The organism is Pantoea sp. B65, assembly GCF_047308185.1.
GTDB lineage: Bacteria > Pseudomonadota > Gammaproteobacteria > Enterobacterales > Enterobacteriaceae > Erwinia.
Map to the genome: position 1 here is coordinate 231,072 of NZ_JAHXPU010000037.1, position 19,514 is coordinate 250,585.

The following is a 19,514-nucleotide window of genomic DNA, read 5'->3' on the forward strand; positions in this document are numbered from 1 at the left end:
CACCTTTTTCATCATTATCAGTGTTATTTCACAACGACTTTGCACGTTCAGCACGGCATTCCGGCGGCGCGCCCTGCCAGCGGCTGACTTCCAGATCGCCGGAGATATCGCGTAACCAGGTCGGCGCGATAATCAGTTCTTCAACTACCGTGCGTGGCGGTAGAGTGGCACACAGCAGAATGGCTTCTGCCACGTCTTGCGGTTGCACCATCTGTTGGCGAATACTTTCCAGCGGCGGGTTGGCGCGATTATCCATAATCGGCGTGTTCACCTCTCCCGGCAGGATCGAAGTAGCGCGAATACCCTGATTACGGAAGGTATTGTGCAGATAGGTCATAAAGTTGCGTACTCCCGCTTTTGCCGCGCCATATGCCGCGCCTCCCAGCAGGTTAGGACGCAGGGCAGCCAGTGAGGAAACGGTGATAATGGTGCCGCCGTCGCGGCCTAGCATGTCCGGCAGTACCGCCTGCGTTAGCAGAAATACCGCCTTAAGATTAACGTTCTGTACCTGTTCCCACTCTTCTTCGGCAATCCAGCGCGCATTCAGCGTTTTGCTGGCGCTGCCAGCGTTATTCACCAGAATATCGACCGGGCCCAGTTGCTGATGCACCCAGTCGATCAGCGACTCAACCTCTGGCTTATTTTCAATATGGGTCGCACAGACCCAGGCCTCACCGCCGTTTTCACGAATGCCACTGGCTACACGCTCCAGCACCTCCTGACGGCGCCCGACCAGCACCACCCGCCCCCCCTGGGCCGCCAGCAGTTCCGCGGCGCATTGACCAATACCGCTACCCGCACCGGTAACAATGATGTTTTTTCCCTTTAACGATTCCATAGTTATTTCCCTGCCAGTTCTTCTGCTGAGATGCCGTAATCGCGTAAAGCACCTTCTTTAGTGATATAGCCTTCCTGCAAATCAAACCGGATGGCGTTTCGGTCACGCTGTTCGACCGGCATTTTGCCGCCGCCGCCGGGCATCTGAATGGTAATTTCATCACCGGGCAGGACGTCATGGCGGCCAACCGGTTTTTCCAGCGCTTTGCCGTTGATGGCTATAAAGTTTCCGGCACCGGCAGCAGCGCCGAGCACGCCCAGAGCCGGGTGTTTCTGGCGTGAATAGAACATACTGTGAGATAGCGGATAATTACTGGTATTGAGGATCACCATTCGTTGCGCCACACCACCGCGGTAACGTCCGGCGCCGCCGGAATCCGGAACAATGGCTTTTTCTTTGAATAACAGTGGAGTGGAAGACTCGATAAGCTCAATCGGCGTTGAGGACATATTGCCAGGGAAACCGGTCACGATGCCATCGGCCGCCGGACGGGCACCGGTTCCGCCATTGACGCACAGGCTTTCGACGAAGCGCTGGCCATTGTTAAACTGACCGGCAAAGACGTCGCAGGTTACCGGCGCACTACCGGAATGCCCCATCACTCGCTCTGGCATAATTTCCGCCAGCGCGCTAAAGATGGCAGCATGCGCCATATGGCCGACACGGTTACGCATCTCTACTGCTCGCGGCGGACGGGCGTTGGCAATCGAGCCTTCAGGTGCGGTAACGCGAATGGATTTAAAGCACCCTTCGTTATTTGGCAGAAAAGGTTCCAGCAGGCATTTCAGCGGATAGACACTGTAGGCATAGGTGAAGGACATCGGACAGTTACTGCCAAACATTGATTCAGCAGACGAACCGGTATAGTCAATTACGATCTCGCTGCCGGTGACAATGACCGCAACATTGAGGTGGATATCGCCTTCATAATCGCCGATATCCACTGATGCTTCATAACGACCATCAGGGACTGCCGCGATCGCTTTGCGCATCGCATTTTCCGTCAGCGAGTGGATTTTCTCCGCCAGCGGTTCAACGGAATCAAGCTGCAGATCATCCATCAGACCCAGCAGTCCATTAGCGCCAATCTGGTTGGCAGCCAGCATGGCATGTAAATCGCCTTCCACCTGATCCGGTGAGCGAACGTTGGCCAGCAGCAGATCCAGCAATTGCTGGTTGACCTCACCGGCAATCATTAGTTTGCTGGGGGGGATCAGAAAACCCTCTTCAAACATATCGCGTGAAGAACCCATATTTAGCGAGCCGCCAATATCGGACATATGCGCCGCCGAACCGGTAAAAGCCACCAGTTTTCCGTGTCGAAATACCGGCGTGACAATGGTGACATCGTTAAGATGTCCGGTTCCCAGCCAGGGATCGTTGGTAATCAGGCTGTCACCTGGTTTCAGGGTGTCAGCGGGATATTTGGCCAGCAGATGCCGTACCGTGGCTGGTAGTGTACCGATAAACACCGGAACGCTGGTTTTCGGTTGCGCCAGGGAGTTTCCTTTTGCATCCATCAGCAGGCAGGAGTAGTCACCGACTTCACGGATAATGCTGGAAAACGCCATATTAACCAACGTGGCGGCCGCCTCTTCGGAGATACTGACCAGCCGATCCCAGGTAATTCGCAGGCTGATGGGATCGTCAAGGAAGCGCAGGTTTTCCGCGGTTGAAGTTGTCATTATTTCAGCTCCATCAGGATATTGCCTTGTTCATCAAGCGTGGCGGACGCACCCGGTCCGACATAGATCGCGCACTCTTTTTCCTGCAACAATGCCGGTCCGGAAACCGCTTCACCGACGATCAGTAAGCTACGCGGTATAACGCGACAATTGCCGAAGCCGGTGTCGCGTCCGAGGTATACCGGAAGGGTTTTTTCGCGGGCATCGGATTCTGCCAGGTCGGGTTTATCTGCGGTATTCAGGGTTGGCGGTGTGGTCTGCACTCGTCCACGCCAGTTCACCACTTCCACCTCCAGTCCCGGCAGCGTACGGCCGAAACGCGCCAGATGCGCGGCCTCAAAGGCATCAACCAGTGACTGTACGTCATCCTGTTCACTGAAGGTGGCTGGCAGCGCCACGGTCAGCTCGGAACCCTGACCGACATAGCGCACATCCGCCAGTTTCTGCAGCTGGGCGGTGGCCGGATCGACATTGGCCGCCGCCAGGGTGGTAAAGGCTTCATTAAAACCGGCGGCAAACAGCGCATCGATGGCGTGGAAGTCGATACCTGGCAGCAGGCGGCAGCGATCGCTGCGCACAAAATCGGCACTCGGCGGTGCCGTAAGCAGCCCAAAGGCGGAATAGACACCAGCGCCATTGGGAAAATAAACCCGTTTAACATCCAGCAGACGGGCCAGCGACCAGGCGTGACTTGGGCCTGCGCCGCCAAAAGCCAGCATCGTCATTTGCGCAGGACTGACGTTTTTTTCCACCGCATGGGTACGCAGTGCTTCAGCCATTTTATGGTTGGCGACCTGATGGATACCCCAGGCGGCATCTTCAATGCTGAGATGCAGTGGTTCGGCAATGCGGGCGATCGCCCGACGTGCCGCTGCCGTCTCCAGCGTCATGCGCCCACCGAGAAAAGCCTCCGGATCGAGCAGGCCAAGAACCAGGTTGGCATCGGTTACGGTTGGTAATTCGCCGCCGCGGCCATAGCAGGCAGGGCCTGGGTAGGCACTGGCGCTTTCCGGGCCGATTTCCAGTAATCCCAGCGAATCCACCCGGGCAATACTGCCACCACCGGCACCAATCTCAATCATATCGACTACCGGCAACTTCACCGGTAAGCCGCTGCCTTTCAGCAGCCGGTCGGCACGACCCACTTCGTAATCAGTAGTAATCGACGGCTGGCCGTTGCGTACCACGCAGGCTTTCGCCGTGGTGCCGCCCATATCAAATGCCAGCACTTGCTGATGGCCATTCCGGCGGGCAAAGGCGGCAGTAGCGACGATACCTCCTGCTGGCCCGGACTCAATAATGCGTGTTGGGTAGTCTGCAGCAACCTGTGGCGCCATCAATCCGCCGTTGGAACCCATTACCAGCCAGTCGCAGGTGAATCCCCCGTCACGCAGCTTCTTCTCGAGGCGGGCCATATAACGGCGCGCTTTGGGCTGTACAAATGCGTTCATCGCCGTCAGTACGCCGCGATCGTATTCCCGAATTTCACGGGAAACTTTATGTGAAACGGAAATGGATACGCCCGGCAGCAGGCGTGAAAGAATCTCTTCAATACGATTTTCGTGCTCCGGCCAGGCATAGGCATGCATACACAGCACCGCAACGGCTTCGTAACCTTTATCTTTCAGTTCTGCCGCCAGCGACACCACTTCATTTTCATCCAGCGGCGTCAAGACTTCCCCTGTGCTGGTCATTCGCTCAGTAATTTCATATGCCTGTGAGCGGGGCAGCAGTGGCTGCGCCGGTGCGCCATTCAGATCATAGATGTCGTAACGATATTCACGCCCGAGTACCAGTACATCACGGAAGCCACGGGTCACCACAAAGGCCGTTTTGGCGCCGCGACGTTCAAGCAGGGCATTAATCGCCAGCGTGGTGCCATGGGTGATGGTATTCACTTCATTGGCCGCTAATCCGGCCATTTCCAACAGTTGTGTCAGACCGGTATAGGCGCCTTCTGACGGATCATCCGGCGTAGTCAGTGTTTTATGGCGGATGGCATGACCTGTGGCGTCATTTAACAGCACCAGATCGGTGAAGGTGCCGCCAATATCAAACCCCATGCGCCATGGTGATGCATGTTTCATAATTACCTCGACTGATGTTCTGTTTTGTTCTGTTAACTGTGTGTTGCCGCCGTTATTCATCACGCAGAGGCTTGCCCGCGGTTTCTTTCAGGTAAAAGGTACTGATCAGGGTGAGTGCTGCCGTCAGCATCACCATATAGCTTGGGATGCTGGCGATACCGGTGAGTCCGATAAGCCAGGTCATCAGCAGCGGCGCCGAGCCACCAAAGATGACGGTAGAAAGGTTGAAGCCGATGCTATAGGCGCTGTAACGCACGTTGGTAGGGAACATTTCGGCCAGCGTCGCCTGGATTACCCCGGCATGGCCGGCAAACGCAAAGGCCAGAAGAATGGCGGCCATACAGGCGAGCGGCATCATCCCCAGCGTCAGTAACCAGAAGCATGGCCAGGCCAGCACGGCCATACCGATGGCGGAGGCAATCAGCAGTGGTCGACGACCAAGGCGATCGGAAAGCCATGCCATCATCGGGATGGTGGCGATAATGGTCAGCAGACCACAAGCGGTAACCATCAGGCTCTGGATTTGGGTGAAGTGCATCACCTTATTCAGATAGGTTGGCATATAAACAAACAGGATATAATAGCCGGGGCCGTTAACGGCTGGCAGGGTTATCGCCAGTCCGATGGCTTTCAGATGTTTACGCGAGCTGAGCACTGTGCGGATGGGGTTTTTTACCACCCGCTTGTTCTGCTTCACCAGCTGAAAATGTGGCGTGTCCTGAATACGGGTGCGGATATACACGCCGATCAGCGCCATCGGAATCGCCAGTAAGAACGGGACACGCCAAACCCATTCTCTCATCGCTTCACTGCCGTAAACGTTAAGTAATCCGGTGATTAACAGGCTGCCAAAAAGCAGGGCAATAAATGATCCCATCACCAGCGGCGCCATTACTACCGCACGGCGGTTATCTTCAGCGTATTCAGCAACAAATGAACCGGCACCAGACACTTCTCCGCCGGCGGAAAAGCCCTGAATCATTCGCAGGAAGATTAATAGTGCGGGAGCCGCCCAGCCGATTGATTGATAACCTGGCAACAGGCCAATAGCGGCGGTTGCCAGGGAGATCATCAGCAGCAGAATGGCCAGCAATTTCTGGCGGCCAATTTTATCACCGAGGTAACCACAAATCAGACCACCGAAAGGACGAACCACAAAGCTGACGGTAAATCCCACATAGGTCAGCATCAGTCCGGCATCGGTCAGACTCATCTCGCTGGCGGAAAAAACCAATACCAGGGTACTGACCAACAGCCCGTAAATCCCGTAGTCGTACCATTCAACAAAGGAACCTACTCCGCCCGCCAGCGATGCACGCCTGACCACGTTGTTTTTTGTTACCCCATCCCTCGGCAAAGCGTAATCCATCGATACCGTCTGTGATTTCGTCATTGTCATGCCCTGCAATCGTGTGAAGTTTCCCGGATGCCCGCTAAGGCGCCGATTGTCTTTACCTGCCAGTTAGCGATATTTTTGCGTGACTTCTGCGGTCATTTCAGCTTCGCGTCTGGCGACTTCTTTAACTTTCTGTAGTACCTCTTCAGCACGCCAGAAAGGAATAATGATGAGGCCGTCGTCATCGCCAACCACAATGTCCCCGGCGCAACACACCACACCGCCAATGGCGACCGGTTCACCAATCACACCGGGCCCGTTCTTGTAGGGACCTGCAGGAGTTGTGCCACGACAGAAGGTGGGCAGACCGGTAGACGCAATAATTTTCTGATCACGTACTGCGCCATCAATCACCTGGGCATGGGCGCCGGCATGCTGAAACCGCTGTGTCAGCTGTTCACCAACCAGGGCGCGATCAAGATGGCCAAGCCCGTTAATCATCACCACATCGCCCGGCTGAACGTGGTCGAGAGCCAGGATCACCGCAGCGTTATCACCGGCAGTGACCTGCACCGGCAGAGCAAAGCCGGTAAAGCTGCTGTTAGTCGTCAGCGGCGAAATACCGCCATCGCACATATTCAGTCGCTCCATGGCATCGCCAATATTGGCGACCGGAAAAGGCGCGAAAGCATCCAGCCACTCCATGGATGGTCGTTGCCAGCGTGGAGCAATGCGTACCTCAGCATTTTCAAGAGACATGTTAATTACCTTTTAAGTGATAATTTGTTATCAAGTGAGAAATTATTATCATTTTAGTTGGGGTTGTGGAAATGGATTTTTTACCGGGATATTGGCTGGATGATATTTTTATTCATTGTCTGTCAAGGGAATTGCTATTTTTTATTTTTAAAATAAACTGTTATTTATCATATGGTTAAAAGATTAAATTGTGATTTTTTATGATGAGTTTTTTATTGAAATAAATCTGATTTATTCAGGTATATGATTTTCCTATCTAACGAAAAAACTGCAATGCACGAAAGTGGTGCGCCATGATTAATTAATTTGTTTTTTTTCACAAATATAGTGCAGCTGTTTTTTTTATAAATAAATATCCGTATTGTTTTACATTAAAACAGTATGTTAAACAGCAACAACTGAGGCTGTATTGCCTTATTAAGGTGCAACAGGTGAGGGCAGTGAAGAAGAAATCGCTTCATATCACTGGCATAAAGTCGCGATACGGTCGGGCCATCAGATCCCCAGCAGGATAACAAAATGATGGCTCCCCTGGGGTTCCCCCAGGGGAGTGCCGCCGGTCGGATGTCGGCTCCGGGTGTGTTGTCGCCTGCTCCTTTGTTGGTGAAAGGAGGGAGGTAATGCGTGCGCCCACCTCTATATTCACATTCAGGATATCTGCTACGCCTTTGGCTGGCAGATGATCCTGAACCCTCTCAGCCGCAATATTGCAGCTGGCGCTATCGTCGCCCTGTCGGTGGTGACAACAGCACGCCGCTGAAACTGATTGCCGGTTTGCGGCAACCATAGCAGGGCGCGATCCTGTTGATACCGCGTAATGTTCAGCGCTAAGGTTTATTTACCCGGCGGGAAGAGGGTAATGGTATTGCTTATATCACCTGATGCACATTCCTTTTTCATCTGGCGCATTGCCGGTATTTATTCTGGTGGCCTGTTTATCTTTATTTGTTAATTTTTCTGATTAGCTGCCAAAGCATTAAAGCCAAAAAAACTGGTGACATAAAAACCATTTCTGCTTAACAATTTGAAAACAACAAGCAACATTGCTTTATTTTGGGGCCCCATAATAAGTCATTTCACCATCCCGGAACAGGGTTGTTTTTGTGTTTTTGATAAAAAGACAATTAAAATCAACATGTTAAATTATTTTTTATAAAAATTAATTTATGGTTTTTATAAAAATCCGTCGCATTTGAAAATAGACATTGATCTCGATATTTAATATCGTAATTTAATATATTTAAGGCTTTTTATTTTAATAAAAAGGCTAAATGGCAGTTTCTATAGCTAACTTATTGTCCATATTGACAACAATCTATTAATCTTTATTATCGATTTAAAGCGAAAGTTATTTATCAAGTTAATTTTTATACCAAACACCTTTTAATCAACCTTTCTCTGTATTTATGAGGGTAAATAATGAATATCAAAAAACCTTATTTGTTATTTCTGGGGGATGCACACGATCAGTTAGCGGCTAAAGTGGCGATCGGCATTAAGCAATGGCACCCGGAATATTGCATTGGCCAATACAGAATGGAAGGCTGCCATGCTGACTGTGAACTGCCGGATATGGATATTAGCGCCGCTCGTGCCGCAGGCGCGCAAACTCTGGTGATTGGCGTTGCCAACCGCGGCGGCATTATTTCAGAACAGTGGATTAGCGTACTACGCCAGGCGCTGGAAAGTGGTATGGACCTCGCCGCCGGGCTGCACAACCGCCTATCAGATGTCCCTGAACTGCGGGAATTAGCGGCCAAACTGGGACGCTCGCTGTTCGACGTGCGTCATCCGTCGCAAACTTACCCGGTTGCTAACGGGCGCAAACGTAGCGGGAAACGGTTACTGCCGGTCGGTACGGATTGCTCGTGCGGCAAGATGTATACCGCGCTGGCCATCGAAAAAGAGATCCTGGCCCGCGGCGGTAATGCAACCTTCCGCGCGACGGGACAAACCGGGATTCTGATCAGCGGTGCCGGGGTAAGCATTGATGCCGTGGTGTCCGATTTTATTGCCGGTGCCGTGGAAACGCTCGCACCCGCTAATGATCAACATCACTGGGATGTTATTGAAGGTCAGGGCTCCATGTTCCATCCCTCCTTTGCTGGCGTCACCGCCGGGATTATCCACGGCGCGCAACCGGACGCCCTGGTGCTGTGTCATGAACCGACACGTAAAACCATGCGTGGCGTGGACTACCCAATTCCGGATTTGGCCGCCTGTATGGCGCTGAATCTGACAATGGCCAGGCTCACCAACCCGAATGCGCGCTTTGTCGGGATTTCACTTAATAGTGCTGCGCTGCAGGAAGACGAGGCATTGCAATTAATGGCCGATCTGGAGCAGAAATTTGCTCTGCCGGTGGTGGATCCATTCCGGCAGGGCGTGGGGCGTATTGTCGATCAACTGGCCGACCTATGACCGATATTCAAATATCCCATGAAAGCTGGCCGTTGCAGGGAGTATTCACCATCGCGCGCGGCAGCAAAACTCAGGCTGATGTGGTGGTTGTTACGCTGAAAGCCGGTGAAACCAGCGGTTATGGCGAATGCGTGCCCTATGCGCGTTACGGAGAGTCCATCGAAAGCGTGATGGAACAAATCTCTGCGCTCAGCAGCGATATTCGTAATGGACTCGATCGGGCAACGCTGCAGGAATGTTTACCCGCAGGCGCCGCGCGCAACGCGGTTGACTGTGCATTCTGGGATCTGGAGTGCAAGCAGTCGCGCCAGCGTATCTGGCAGCGTCTGAATCTGCCGGCGCCCCAGCGGCTGGAAAGCGCTTATACGCTTTCGCTGGATAGCCCGGAATCGATGTTCAGAGCGGCGCAAAACAACGCCGATCGCCCGCTGCTTAAGCTGAAACTGGCAGATAAAGATGATTTAGCCAGAGTCGCAGCGGTACGCAAAGGCGCTCCGGCTGCCCGTCTTATTGTTGATGCGAATGAAGGTTGGGATGCCAGCCTCTATTTGCGTCTGGTGCCAGAGTTGGCGGCATTGGGCGTGGTGATGATCGAGCAGCCATTGCCGGCGGGTCAGGAGCGGATCCTCGCTGAATTGCCGCACCCGATTCCGATCTGTGCCGATGAGTCCTGTCACGATAGTCATTCGCTGGCAGCCATCGCGGGTTGCTATGACATGATAAACATCAAGCTGGATAAAACCGGCGGGCTGACGGAGGCTTTACGGTTGCGTGCCAGCGCAGTGGCGGCCGGTATGCAGATAATGGTCGGCTGTATGGTGAGTACCTCACTGTCGATGGCGCCGGCTTTTATCGTGGCTCAGGGGGCGAATGTGGTCGATCTCGACGGTCCGTTGTTATTACAACACGATCGTTCTGGCGGGCTGCGTTATAACGGCAGTGAAATTGCGGCGCCAGACGCGGCACTGTGGGGCTAAATGCGCCAGTCGACACTGAACGGTTAGAAGGAGTATTTTAATGCAACGTCTTGTTTATATTGATGGTCAGTATATTGCGGAACAGGAAGCGAAAGTGTCTGTTTTTGACCGTGGCTTTCTGTTTGCTGATGCGGTCTATGAAGTGACTGCGGTGGTTAATGGCAAACTGGCGGAATTTGAGGGGCATATTGAGCGCCTGCAACGTTCCTGTCGCGAACTTGCCCTTACGCTGCCGGTGACGCCCGCTGAACTGAAGGATATTCATTATGCGCTTATCGCGAAGAATAACCTGGCGGAAGGGGCAATTTACTTACAGCTAAGTCGCGGTAATGCCGGCGATCGTGATTTTCATTTTCCTTCAGCAGAGGTAAAACCGACGCTGGTATTGTTTACTCAGGCGCGTGCGGTTATTGATAATCCCAAAGCAGAAACCGGACTGCGGGTGGTCACCTGCCCGGATATCCGCTGGCATCGGCGGGATATTAAAACCGTTGGTCTGCTTGCGGCATGTATGGCGAAAGAGTATGCGCACCATCAGCATGCAGATGATGCCTTTATGGTGGAAAACGGCTTTATCACCGAAGGCAGCTCCTGCAATTGCTATATCGTACTGCATGACAACACCGTCGTAACGCGTCCTTTGAGTAACGATATTCTGCATGGTATTACCCGCCATTCGCTGCTGAAACTTGCCGCCAGTAACGATATTAAACTGGAAGAGCGCCTGTTCACGCCGGAAGAAGCCCTCCACGCCAGAGAAATCTTTATCAGTTCCGCGACCACCTTTGTGTTACCGGTGGTTGCGCTGGATGGCGTTGCCATTGGCGATGGAAAACCAGGCATCATCACCCGTCGTCTGCGTGAAATCTATGTTGATATGGTGAAGCAGCAGGTGCAGTAATGAGTGACTCCGCCGGTGTGGGGGAGCGGAAATGGTCTGCACCCCAAAAGTTGGACACCATTCACACCGTTAACGAGAACTGAGTTCTGTAATCTACAGGCCTCTGGCGTAAAAGCCGTGATTGCCCAGTCGTATGCGCGGATCTTGTTTCGTCACTGCGCCTCGACCGGGCAGTCGCTATCGGCGGCTATCGCTTATCGACTGGGTGAACAACGGCAAACCGGCGTTCAGGTTGCAATCAATATTGCATAACAAACAATTTCGCTACTCTTTCTGTGCATGGCTTATAGCGAATATGTAGTGGTTTTGGTGCCCGGCGGCGAACAGACCTTTATAACTGGAATTGATTGATTTTCATCTGCGGGTTCATCATATAGCTGAGTAACGTATTATCTGCCCTGATCTCAACAATACGAAAACCGTGGTATTGAGTGCCCCAGGAACCGCCAAAGTGGCCGTCAAAGATAAATGGAATATTATTTTTAACCAGTACGTTGTCCTGATCGTGATCGTGGCCATTAAATACCGCGCGTATCCTGGGGTATTCAGCTAACACCGCCATGATTTGCTGGCAATCGACGGCAAATTTGGCTTGCGCCGCCGGATTAATATGCATAAAGATAAAAATATTCTTTTTATTTCTGTGCGTATAAAGCGTCTGTTGCAGCCAGCCCAGATCCGGACATAACCACGCACCCTGCTCATTGGATGTCGTCAGAATCAGAAAAGCGTGCTGGTCGAGGGTGAACGCGAAATTTGCCGGTAAACCCCAAATGGATCGCCACTCATCTTCAGTCACTTTGTCATGATTGCCCTTACTGACCAGATAGCGCATTTGCAAACGCTCAAGATAAGCCCTGGCCGGGATAAAAAATGCCTGATTGTCATGAACGATATCGCCGTTGATCAGGCAGAAATCAAGATGATTTTTACGGTGAAAATCATTGATTGCCGAGACCAGCGTGGCGTAATTGTGTCCGGAAGGGGTGTTGGGTTCACCGTAGTGACCATCTGAGGCGACAGCAAAGCGCAGGATTGGGGGAGAGGAAAAAGGGCCGGCGTCATCGCATCCCGTCAACAGGATGCCGGAGGTGAGTAAAATAAATTCACGACGGTTCATTTTGTTACACCTGTTGCAAAAATGGTGGCCTGCCTGACGGTCAGGTATGACGTTTCATCAAATGCTGATAAAGGGCAATATAGCTCTCTGCCATGCGCTCTGAGGTGAACAGCGCCTGGAAACGTTTTGCTGCATTCTCACCGTAATAACCGGCGAGCAGCGGATTGTTCCACAGGGCGACCATCGCGGCGCGTAATGCTGCCGCATCAGAAGGCGGTACCACCAGCCCGGTTTGTTTATCAATATTGATATAGGTGGTCCCGGTGCCTATTTCACTGGATATCATCGGTTTGCCAAACATCGCGCCTTCCAGCAGGGTTATACCAAAGGCTTCAGAACGCAGATGTGAAGGAAATACCACGCTATAACACAGCCGCAGCAGCGCCACTTTATCTTCGTCGGGCAGTGCGCCGAGAAAATAGATATTCTCCAGCCCCAGTCTACGGGCTTGTTTTTTCAGTTTCGCTTCAATGGGGCCGGCGCCAACGATAACCATCGGGAAACCTGTCTCTTTAAGGGCATCAAGCAGAATATGCAGCCCCTTATAGTAACGAAAGGTGCCAATAAACAGGAAAAAGCGCTCGCCCAGCCGCTGGCGCCATCGGTGAAGATGTTTTTCATCCGCTTCCGGATATAAATTTTTATTCAGACCGTAAGGAATAACCATTACCTTTGGCAGGAATTTTTGCAGGGTAGGGCTGGTGGTGACGTAGTTTGGTGAAGCGGCCACAATACAATCTACCGAACGCAAAAAGCGGTTCATCAATGGGGTGTATATTTTCAGCGCTAATTTCTGTTTGACAATATCCGAGTGGTAACTTACCACGCAGGTTTTGTTAACATGGGTAATGAAATGCACCATATCCATAAAAGGATAGGGGAAGTGATAATGAATAATATCCGCCTCGGCGGCTAACTGTTTAAATTGGGCAATTGCCGCGAACGAAAATGGCGTCGAGGCAATCTCAAAATTGGTTGTGGCGTAATGCACGTTATTAGAGCCAATCAGCCGCTGATCAATATCAGTGCGACTGCTTAACGATAAGATGGTTGAAACGATACCGCGGCTGATGCCGGCCTCACTGAGTTGAAAAATAAACTGTTCAATGCCACCAAAAGAATCCGGATAATATGATTTATAGAAGTGCAGGATTTTCAACATAATAATCTCAGGCTTGCCGGTAGGCGTGGAGGGTTTGTTGCGCGCAACGTTGCCAGGAGAATAGCCGGGAACGCGCCAGACCGCTGGCGCTGGCGTGTTCTCTCCAGGCTTCATCTTCAATACTTCGCTGAATCAGCTGCGAGAGTTGTTCAACATCTTTTGCCGCACACATCAATGCGCAGTCGCCGACTATCTCAGGCAGAGAAGCACTGTCAGAACAGACCACCGGTACGCCGGAGGCCATGGCTTCGAGAACCGGTAAACCAAAGCCTTCATACAATGAGGGGAAAAGAAAACTTCTGGCGCCGGCGAATAAACAAGGCAAGTCGGCAGCGTTAACATAGCCGGCATAGTGCAGCCAGCCTGCCGCCTGTGCGTGCTGAAAACGATAATGCAACGCCTCACTCCCCCAGCCGCTAAAACCAATAATCACCAGCGGAACCGTCAGACGTAGCGCAGGCGGCAGCTTTTCGTAAGCATTTAATAGTGTCTCAATATTCTTACGCGGTTCTACTGAACCGGTGAATAAACAGTACTGGTTGAAAGTTAAGCCATAACCGGCGATAACCTGACTCACGCCGGCGGCCTGACGCGGGTAAAATTCCTCACTACTGGCTAAGCTGGCGCAAAATACTTTCGTCAGCGGCAGATTAAAATATTGCGCCACTTCCCGGCGCGTAAACTCAGAGTCAGTAATCAGGACGGCCGCACGTTTGATGGTCTGCAGTAACTCTTTTTGCATAAATCGCACCCGCTCTGGCGGATGGCATTGCGGCCAGGTAAATACCGAGAGATCGTGAAATGTCGCGACGCAATGGTCCACTCCGGGGGGCAGATAAAAATTTGGCCCGTGATAAATCGCATCAGGGTGTTTACGCAAAACCTGCGTTTTCAGCCATGGCGCGGTGAGACGATAAAGTTCAGCTGCGAGCCGATTCTTTTGCAGCCGTTGCGTCATGGCCATGCCACGGGGAAAAGGGTGGCTTTCCTGCTGCCGGGGAAGCTGATGTTGCAGAGTGCGGCCATGAAGAAACCACAACTCTTCTATCTCAGCCTGCTGCATTAAACCATGTGCCAGTTCACAGGTATAACGACCAATTCCGGTTAACGGAAATTTAATCGGGTCGGTGCCTAAGATAACTTTCATTATTCGCTTTCCAGCATCCAGCGCAATGTCGTCTCCAGCGGCGGTGTCTTCCAGTCGTTAAGCAGGGCCTGTAATTTCGTCGCATCGCCACATAAAGTTTTCACTTCATTTTGCCGAACCAGTGCGGGATTAATTTTAATCTGTAAATGATGAGCGGTAATTTTTTCACACAGTGCGACTATCTCAGATAGTGAATACATGCTGCCGGAACAAATATTGATTATTTCGCCCAGTGGTTTTACCTGCAATAAGTGCCGGTAAGCCCTGACCAACGCGCGCACGTCTGTGAAGTCGCGCCAGACATCGATATTCCCCAACTCAATGGTCAGCGATTTATTGCGGTAATGGCTGACGATTTTCGGCAGTAAAAAATTATTATCCTGACCGACGCCGGTATAGTTAAATGGCCGGGTAATAAATAGCGGCAATTTATCCATCCATAATTTAGCAATATACTCCATCATCAGCTTGCTGACGGCATAATCGTTTTCCGGGTTCGGCGGGGTATTTTCCTTCAGTTTACCTGCCTGATTATTGCCATAAACATTGGCGCTACTGGCAATCAGCACGGCATCCAGCGAAGAAGCGCAACGGCAGAGCGCCTGGAGCAGATTGCGCGTGCCAACTGCGTTGACCTGATAAAATGCATTGGCGTTGCCATAACCGACAAAGGCGATAGCCGCCAGATGAATCACCACATGCGGTCTGACCTGCTTCAGCACCTCAGTCAGGCGGTCAGCATTGCGCAAGTCCAGCTGGAAATAATCTGGCTGGCTTGCCGGTTGTCGCCCCAGTCCGAAAACCTGGTATCCGTCGGCAGCCAGTTCCCTGGCCATATAGCGGCCAGTAAAGCCGTGGATGCCGGTTATCAGGGCACGTTTGCCGATACCAGACATCAGAAAGAGCACCCATGCTGGTTACGGCGCAGATCCTGGTCCACCATCATCTGGCACAACTCTTCCAGCGTGGTTTTCGGCTGCCAGCCCAGAATGTCTCTGGCGTACGCCGGGTTGCCGAGCAGCTGATTCACTTCTGCGGGGCGGAAGTATTTCGCATTGACGCGTACGAGGATTCTTCCGCTGGCAATATCAATGCCGACTTCCTGCTGTTGTTTGCCGCTAAACTGCAGGGTATAGCCTGCCGCCCGGAAGGCCATGGTCACGAAATCGCGCACGCTTTCGCTGCGGTTGGTGGCCAGAACAAAGGTGTCTGCAGTTTTTGCCTGCAACATCAGCCACATACCTTCCACATATTCTTTGGCAAAGCCCCAGTCACGTTTGGCGTCCAGATTACCCAGCTCTAACACATCCAGTTTTCCCAGTTTTATTTTGGCTACGGCGTCGGTGATTTTGCGCGTGACAAACTCACGGCCGCGTAGTGGCGACTCGTGATTAAACAGGATGCCGCTGGCAGCAAAAATACCGTAACTTTCGCGATAGTTAATGGTCATCCAGTGTGCGTATAACTTTGCGATGGCGTACGGGCTGCGCGGATAAAAGGGGGTATCTTCCTGCTGTGGCACGGCCTGGACCATACCAAACATTTCTGAAGTTGAAGCCTGATAAAAACGGATGCGCGGATTAACAATGCGAATCGCCTCCAGCAGGTTCAGGGTACCCAGCGCGGTTATCTCGGCGGTGGTGATCGGCTGTGCGAAGGAGACGCCAACAAAACTCTGGGCGGCCAGGTTGTAAATCTCTGTGGCGCCGCTGTCTTGTAACAGGCGAAGGGTGGCCGACAGATCGGTTAAATCATATTCAACCAGTTGCAGGTTGGGATTTTTTTCAATCCCTAACTCTTCTATACGCCAGAAATTAACTGAACTGGTGCGGCGGTAGGTGCCGCAGACCTGATAACCCTTACTCAGCAATAATTCCGCGAGATAGGCGCCGTCCTGGCCAGTGATTCCGGTGATGATAGCGATTTTCCGCGACATAGATGACCCTCTCTGATTGCAACTTTATGTTTATGCAGTTTAATTTTACCCAATGAGTTGTCGGGGATATGTTTCTGCTGAAAGATGTTTTATCTGCCATTTTCTGGTCAGAGGGGCGTGGTTATTTATAGTGGCTGGTGATGTCTCAATGATATTATCGGGAAAACAAACGTCACCAATACTCAATAAATCAATAATGATTTCATGATCTTTTTTGGCTAATTTGGCTAACCATTGTTCAGTAAAAACTATATCCTCCTCCCAAAACAGGAAGGTAATGCGGTTAGCGGTTGATAACATATAACAATAGTCAGCAATATTGAGTAAGTGTTCAGCGGTTGGATTGTAAATAATAAAATGAGCACCGCTCACCACACCGGTTGGATTTTCAATTATAGTTAATCTACTGATATCAAATACTTTTGATGAGAAACTCATGGCCTTAATGAATTCGGATTTGCTAAAGCGAACAGGTTCTATTCTCATACTTTCTGGTATGTTTTCAGATAAAGTGAAAAGAAAGTCTTGTAATTCATTAGAAATACCGAACTGTTGTGATAATGTTATGTCGATATATATATTGTCGTCTCTATTAGCCGGAAATGTATTGGCTAATGATTGGGCGAGGTGCTGCATCTGTGAATCATTTGCCACTAAAATACTGCTCTTGTATTGATTATAATTAATCTTTTCTTCATCATTGAGATAGGTTTTTTCTATTATTTCATGATATTTTTTGGCGCAAAAATCAGGTGCATGATAGTTTTCAATAACCTTTTTTGCCTGCTCGCCAAGATTGTTTCTTAATACCTCATCTGCCACAAGTTTTTCAATGGCAATTTTAAGATCAGCAACCGTAAACTGATCTTTAAGTAGAACCACCGCAGAAGGGTCCAGCTCACTCATGCTGCCATGGGCATTGGCAATAGTTGCCAGTCCATAGTTCATACAATCAAGTACGGTGGCTGAGGTCTCACCACGTGACATGGTTCTTAACTGAATGCCTATATCTGCCGCATTCAGCCAAAGTTTATATTGGTCTTCACTCACCCAGCCAGTTATGAAAATGCTATTTTTACCACGACTATCGGCAATAAGCTGATTAAGTTTATTTGCATACTCACTTTCAGATTTTTGTCCGACAAATACCAGCCTGGTCTTTTTATGGGAAATATTCGCCATATCAAAGGATTCTATAATTAAATGGTTTAATTTGGTTGGCGCCGGGAAGCCAAGTGAAATGATAACTATCTCTTCAGTATCAATGTTGAGTTTTTTTCTGGCTTCGGATTTTTGCAGAAACCTCGCGTTTTTTCGCAAGAGTGGTACCGAATTTAATTTGCTGAGATATCGGTGTGCATACCACTTCTTTGTGAGGTTTATTGCTGACGTTGAATGAAAGATAATTGATTTTGCTGCTTCAAATACAAGTTTATTGCAGGGGTATTTGACGATTGCCGGTTCATTATTTACATGCTCGTTATTGCATATCACAGCATTATAACCATGAGATTCATACAGTATATCATTGAATGTTCTGTAAGAATTGGGAAGGCTCACCGCGTGGTTATACAAGCCGGAAAGGAAAAAATCATGCAAAATTACCACGCCAGGGTAGGCTTGTAATAACTCTGTCATATGTTGATGAAAATATGAGTTGCCAAACTGGTACACAACTCTGTCATATAATGATGCATTGGTTTTAAAATCGTTAGTCGTAACGGTTTTAAGACCATTTTTTTTACAGTATTGTATAACCTCTGCATTGTCATGAACGATTGAAATATCATAAAATCTGGCAAGGCTGGGGAGTAATTCAACACAGTAATGGCTAATGCCGCTTTGTTCGGGAGGCATTGGCGAAAATAAAGCAAGTCGTTTTTTTATCTTCCCGCCGGCGTCGTTGTGCTTAATGTTAAGTGTGGGTTTTTGATTGCTACTAATAAACTGATTTATGGCGTTGGCTAGCTTTTGCGCGGAGATATTCCAGCTAAATACTTTGACTTGTTCTTTGCTATGGCGAAGGAATTGTTCTCTGAAGTTATCATTCGTTAAAACCATATGCATTTTATCGGCGATATCTTTTTGGTTTGTGGGATCGAATAGCGCATCTTTGTAATTAATAACTTCAGGCAGGCTTGAAACATTACTGGTAATAACAGGCTTTTCACAAAGCATGGCTTCAAGCACCGGAAGACCAAATCCTTCGTGCCACGAAGGGAAAATAAATGCATGACATAAATTATATAAGGTGACTAAGTCATTATTGCTAACATAACCCGTAATCACCAGTTGCCCCTCCTGAAGGTTAAGCGACTTGCCCAGGGAATATAGCCTGCTCCGGGCTCCGTCAGTTATCGAGCAAACAATCACTAACTGATGTTTTTCTCTGATGTTAGCGGGTAACAGGCTATAGCTTTCAATCAGTTTTTCCATGTTTTTTCGGGGGTCTTCGCCGCCGGTAAACATGAGAAAGTTGTCTCTGATAGATAAGCGGTTCTCTATTTCTTTTTTTTCTCTATCGCTTACAATAATTGGGCGGAATATATCATCTGCCGCGGCAGATATGTTGATGACCTTTGTTTCATCCCAGTTGAGATGTTTTGTCGCCTCGTTGCGTGCCGAAGCTGATATGCTTAATAAAAAATCACTTTTTTTCAGATGGTTGCATTGCGTATCATACCAGTTTCGCAGAACATCATTATCCAGATAAATATCCGGGTGTATAAACGGAATTAAATCATAAAGTATTACGCCAGTCAGGTAATTTCTCTTTTCAGAAATGTCAATAATGCAATTGTCACCCAGCCCTTCAAACATGCTGGTGATAAGTAAAAAATCTGGTGCCAGTGAGTTATGAAAGTTTTTATATATTTCCTCAGAGACCTCGTGGTTCCATTTGTTTGATTCAAAGGAGCATGAATCAGGTGCAACAGGGAACCATGTTGTAATTTTGAAATTACCATTTTTTACTATCTGGCGAAAATATTTAATTGATTCTTTGAATGCGCCATTAAAACTGAGTATTATTTCATCTGCTTTATTAATTTGTACGAATTCTTTAATTAATGAGATTGTATAGCGTCCTATGCCCCTTTTTTGGCTGGATCCCTGCCATCCTTGCATGTCAATTACTATACGCATT

At 49.8% G+C, this 19,514-nt stretch carries 15 protein-coding genes; 4 read left to right on the forward strand and 11 right to left on the reverse strand.

Annotated features, from left to right (window positions below):
• Positions 1–28: 28 nt before the first annotated feature.
• The 5 genes from JWF83_RS17575 to JWF83_RS17595 all read right to left on the reverse strand — a co-directional run bounded on the left by JWF83_RS17575 (position 29) and on the right by JWF83_RS17595 (position 6,705).
• Positions 29–838, reverse strand: coding sequence for an SDR family oxidoreductase (locus JWF83_RS17575; protein ID WP_413651700.1), 810 nt, complete (start codon positions 836–838; stop codon positions 29–31).
• Between the two features lie 2 nt (positions 839–840).
• Positions 841–2,523: a hydantoinase B/oxoprolinase family protein gene (locus JWF83_RS17580; RefSeq protein ID WP_413651701.1), complete on the reverse strand. Its 1,683-nt coding sequence runs from the start codon at positions 2,521–2,523 to the stop codon at positions 841–843.
• The gene (locus JWF83_RS17585) at positions 2,523–4,610 is read right to left on the reverse strand and encodes a hydantoinase/oxoprolinase family protein (RefSeq protein ID WP_413651702.1); all 2,088 of its coding nucleotides are present in this window, start codon (positions 4,608–4,610) and stop codon (positions 2,523–2,525) included. The genes JWF83_RS17580 and JWF83_RS17585 overlap by 1 nt, the downstream gene beginning before the upstream one ends.
• A gap of 52 nt (positions 4,611–4,662) precedes the next feature.
• Positions 4,663–6,003 carry an MFS transporter gene (locus JWF83_RS17590; RefSeq protein WP_413651703.1) on the reverse strand — a complete coding sequence of 447 codons (1,341 nt, stop codon included), beginning with the start codon at positions 6,001–6,003 and terminating at the stop codon, positions 4,663–4,665.
• 69 nt (positions 6,004–6,072) lie between these two features.
• Complete coding sequence (locus JWF83_RS17595) at positions 6,073–6,705, reverse strand: RraA family protein (RefSeq protein ID WP_413651704.1); 633 nt, start codon at positions 6,703–6,705, stop codon at positions 6,073–6,075.
• A 624-nt stretch (positions 6,706–7,329) separates the two neighbouring features.
• Between JWF83_RS17595 and JWF83_RS17600 the strand changes: the two genes are divergently transcribed.
• The 4 genes from JWF83_RS17600 to JWF83_RS17615 all read left to right on the forward strand — a co-directional run bounded on the left by JWF83_RS17600 (position 7,330) and on the right by JWF83_RS17615 (position 11,004).
• Entirely contained in the window at positions 7,330–7,494 is a 165-nt protein-coding gene (locus JWF83_RS17600) for a hypothetical protein (protein WP_413651705.1), read from the forward strand.
• Positions 7,495–8,124: 630 nt separating this feature from the next.
• Positions 8,125–9,126, forward strand: a complete 1,002-nt coding sequence (gene dgcN, locus JWF83_RS17605) for an N-acetyltransferase DgcN (protein ID WP_413651706.1) — start codon at positions 8,125–8,127, stop codon at positions 9,124–9,126.
• Positions 9,123–10,103 carry an N-acetyl-D-Glu racemase DgcA gene (gene dgcA, locus JWF83_RS17610; RefSeq protein ID WP_413651707.1) on the forward strand — a complete coding sequence of 327 codons (981 nt, stop codon included), beginning with the start codon at positions 9,123–9,125 and terminating at the stop codon, positions 10,101–10,103. Before dgcN ends, dgcA begins: the two co-directional genes overlap by 4 nt.
• Positions 10,104–10,143: 40 nt before the next feature.
• Positions 10,144–11,004: a D-amino-acid transaminase gene (locus JWF83_RS17615; protein ID WP_413651708.1), complete on the forward strand. Its 861-nt coding sequence runs from the start codon at positions 10,144–10,146 to the stop codon at positions 11,002–11,004.
• 331 nt (positions 11,005–11,335) lie between these two features.
• Here JWF83_RS17615 and JWF83_RS17620 read toward each other — a convergent pair whose 3' ends face one another.
• Genes JWF83_RS17620 through JWF83_RS17645 form a run of 6 tightly spaced genes read right to left on the reverse strand, consistent with a single transcriptional unit; the run spans position 11,336 to position 19,513 of the window.
• Positions 11,336–12,124, reverse strand: a complete 789-nt coding sequence (locus JWF83_RS17620; RefSeq protein ID WP_413651709.1) for a metallophosphoesterase family protein — start codon at positions 12,122–12,124, stop codon at positions 11,336–11,338.
• A 40-nt stretch (positions 12,125–12,164) separates the two neighbouring features.
• Positions 12,165–13,286 carry a glycosyltransferase family 4 protein gene (locus JWF83_RS17625; RefSeq protein ID WP_413651825.1) on the reverse strand — a complete coding sequence of 374 codons (1,122 nt, stop codon included), beginning with the start codon at positions 13,284–13,286 and terminating at the stop codon, positions 12,165–12,167.
• Positions 13,287–13,293: 7 nt separating this feature from the next.
• Positions 13,294–14,433, reverse strand: coding sequence for a glycosyltransferase family 4 protein (locus JWF83_RS17630; RefSeq protein ID WP_413651710.1), 1,140 nt, complete (start codon positions 14,431–14,433; stop codon positions 13,294–13,296).
• Positions 14,433–15,329: a GDP-mannose 4,6-dehydratase gene (locus tag JWF83_RS17635; RefSeq protein WP_413651711.1), complete on the reverse strand. Its 897-nt coding sequence runs from the start codon at positions 15,327–15,329 to the stop codon at positions 14,433–14,435. The genes JWF83_RS17630 and JWF83_RS17635 overlap by 1 nt, the downstream gene beginning before the upstream one ends.
• Entirely contained in the window at positions 15,329–16,369 is a 1,041-nt protein-coding gene (gene gmd / locus JWF83_RS17640; protein ID WP_413651712.1) for a GDP-mannose 4,6-dehydratase, read from the reverse strand. The genes JWF83_RS17635 and gmd overlap by 1 nt, the downstream gene beginning before the upstream one ends.
• A 45-nt stretch (positions 16,370–16,414) precedes the next feature.
• Positions 16,415–19,513 carry a glycosyltransferase gene (locus tag JWF83_RS17645; RefSeq protein ID WP_413651713.1) on the reverse strand — a complete coding sequence of 1,033 codons (3,099 nt, stop codon included), beginning with the start codon at positions 19,511–19,513 and terminating at the stop codon, positions 16,415–16,417.
• Between the last annotated feature and the right edge of the window lies 1 nt (position 19,514).

Bases quoted from the DNA above. Each gene is read 5' to 3' on its own strand.
- dgcA (WP_413651707.1), top strand. From the start codon at position 9,123: ATGACCGATATTCAAATATCCCATGAAAGCTGGCCGTTGCAGGGAGTA.
- JWF83_RS17620 (WP_413651709.1), bottom strand. From the start codon at position 12,124: ATGAACCGTCGTGAATTTATTTTACTCACCTCCGGCATCCTGTTGACG.
- JWF83_RS17595 (WP_413651704.1), bottom strand. From the start codon at position 6,705: ATGTCTCTTGAAAATGCTGAGGTACGCATTGCTCCACGCTGGCAACGA.
- JWF83_RS17645 (WP_413651713.1), bottom strand. From the start codon at position 19,513: ATGCGTATAGTAATTGACATGCAAGGATGGCAGGGATCCAGCCAAAAA.
- JWF83_RS17635 (WP_413651711.1), bottom strand. From the start codon at position 15,329: ATGTCTGGTATCGGCAAACGTGCCCTGATAACCGGCATCCACGGCTTT.
- JWF83_RS17630 (WP_413651710.1), bottom strand. From the start codon at position 14,433: ATGAAAGTTATCTTAGGCACCGACCCGATTAAATTTCCGTTAACCGGA.
- gmd (WP_413651712.1), bottom strand. From the start codon at position 16,369: ATGTCGCGGAAAATCGCTATCATCACCGGAATCACTGGCCAGGACGGC.
- JWF83_RS17580 (WP_413651701.1), bottom strand. From the start codon at position 2,523: ATGACAACTTCAACCGCGGAAAACCTGCGCTTCCTTGACGATCCCATC.
- dgcN (WP_413651706.1), top strand. From the start codon at position 8,125: ATGAATATCAAAAAACCTTATTTGTTATTTCTGGGGGATGCACACGAT.
- JWF83_RS17625 (WP_413651825.1), bottom strand. From the start codon at position 13,286: ATGTTGAAAATCCTGCACTTCTATAAATCATATTATCCGGATTCTTTT.
- JWF83_RS17590 (WP_413651703.1), bottom strand. From the start codon at position 6,003: ATGACGAAATCACAGACGGTATCGATGGATTACGCTTTGCCGAGGGAT.
- JWF83_RS17585 (WP_413651702.1), bottom strand. From the start codon at position 4,610: ATGAAACATGCATCACCATGGCGCATGGGGTTTGATATTGGCGGCACC.
- JWF83_RS17575 (WP_413651700.1), bottom strand. From the start codon at position 838: ATGGAATCGTTAAAGGGAAAAAACATCATTGTTACCGGTGCGGGTAGC.
- JWF83_RS17615 (WP_413651708.1), top strand. From the start codon at position 10,144: ATGCAACGTCTTGTTTATATTGATGGTCAGTATATTGCGGAACAGGAA.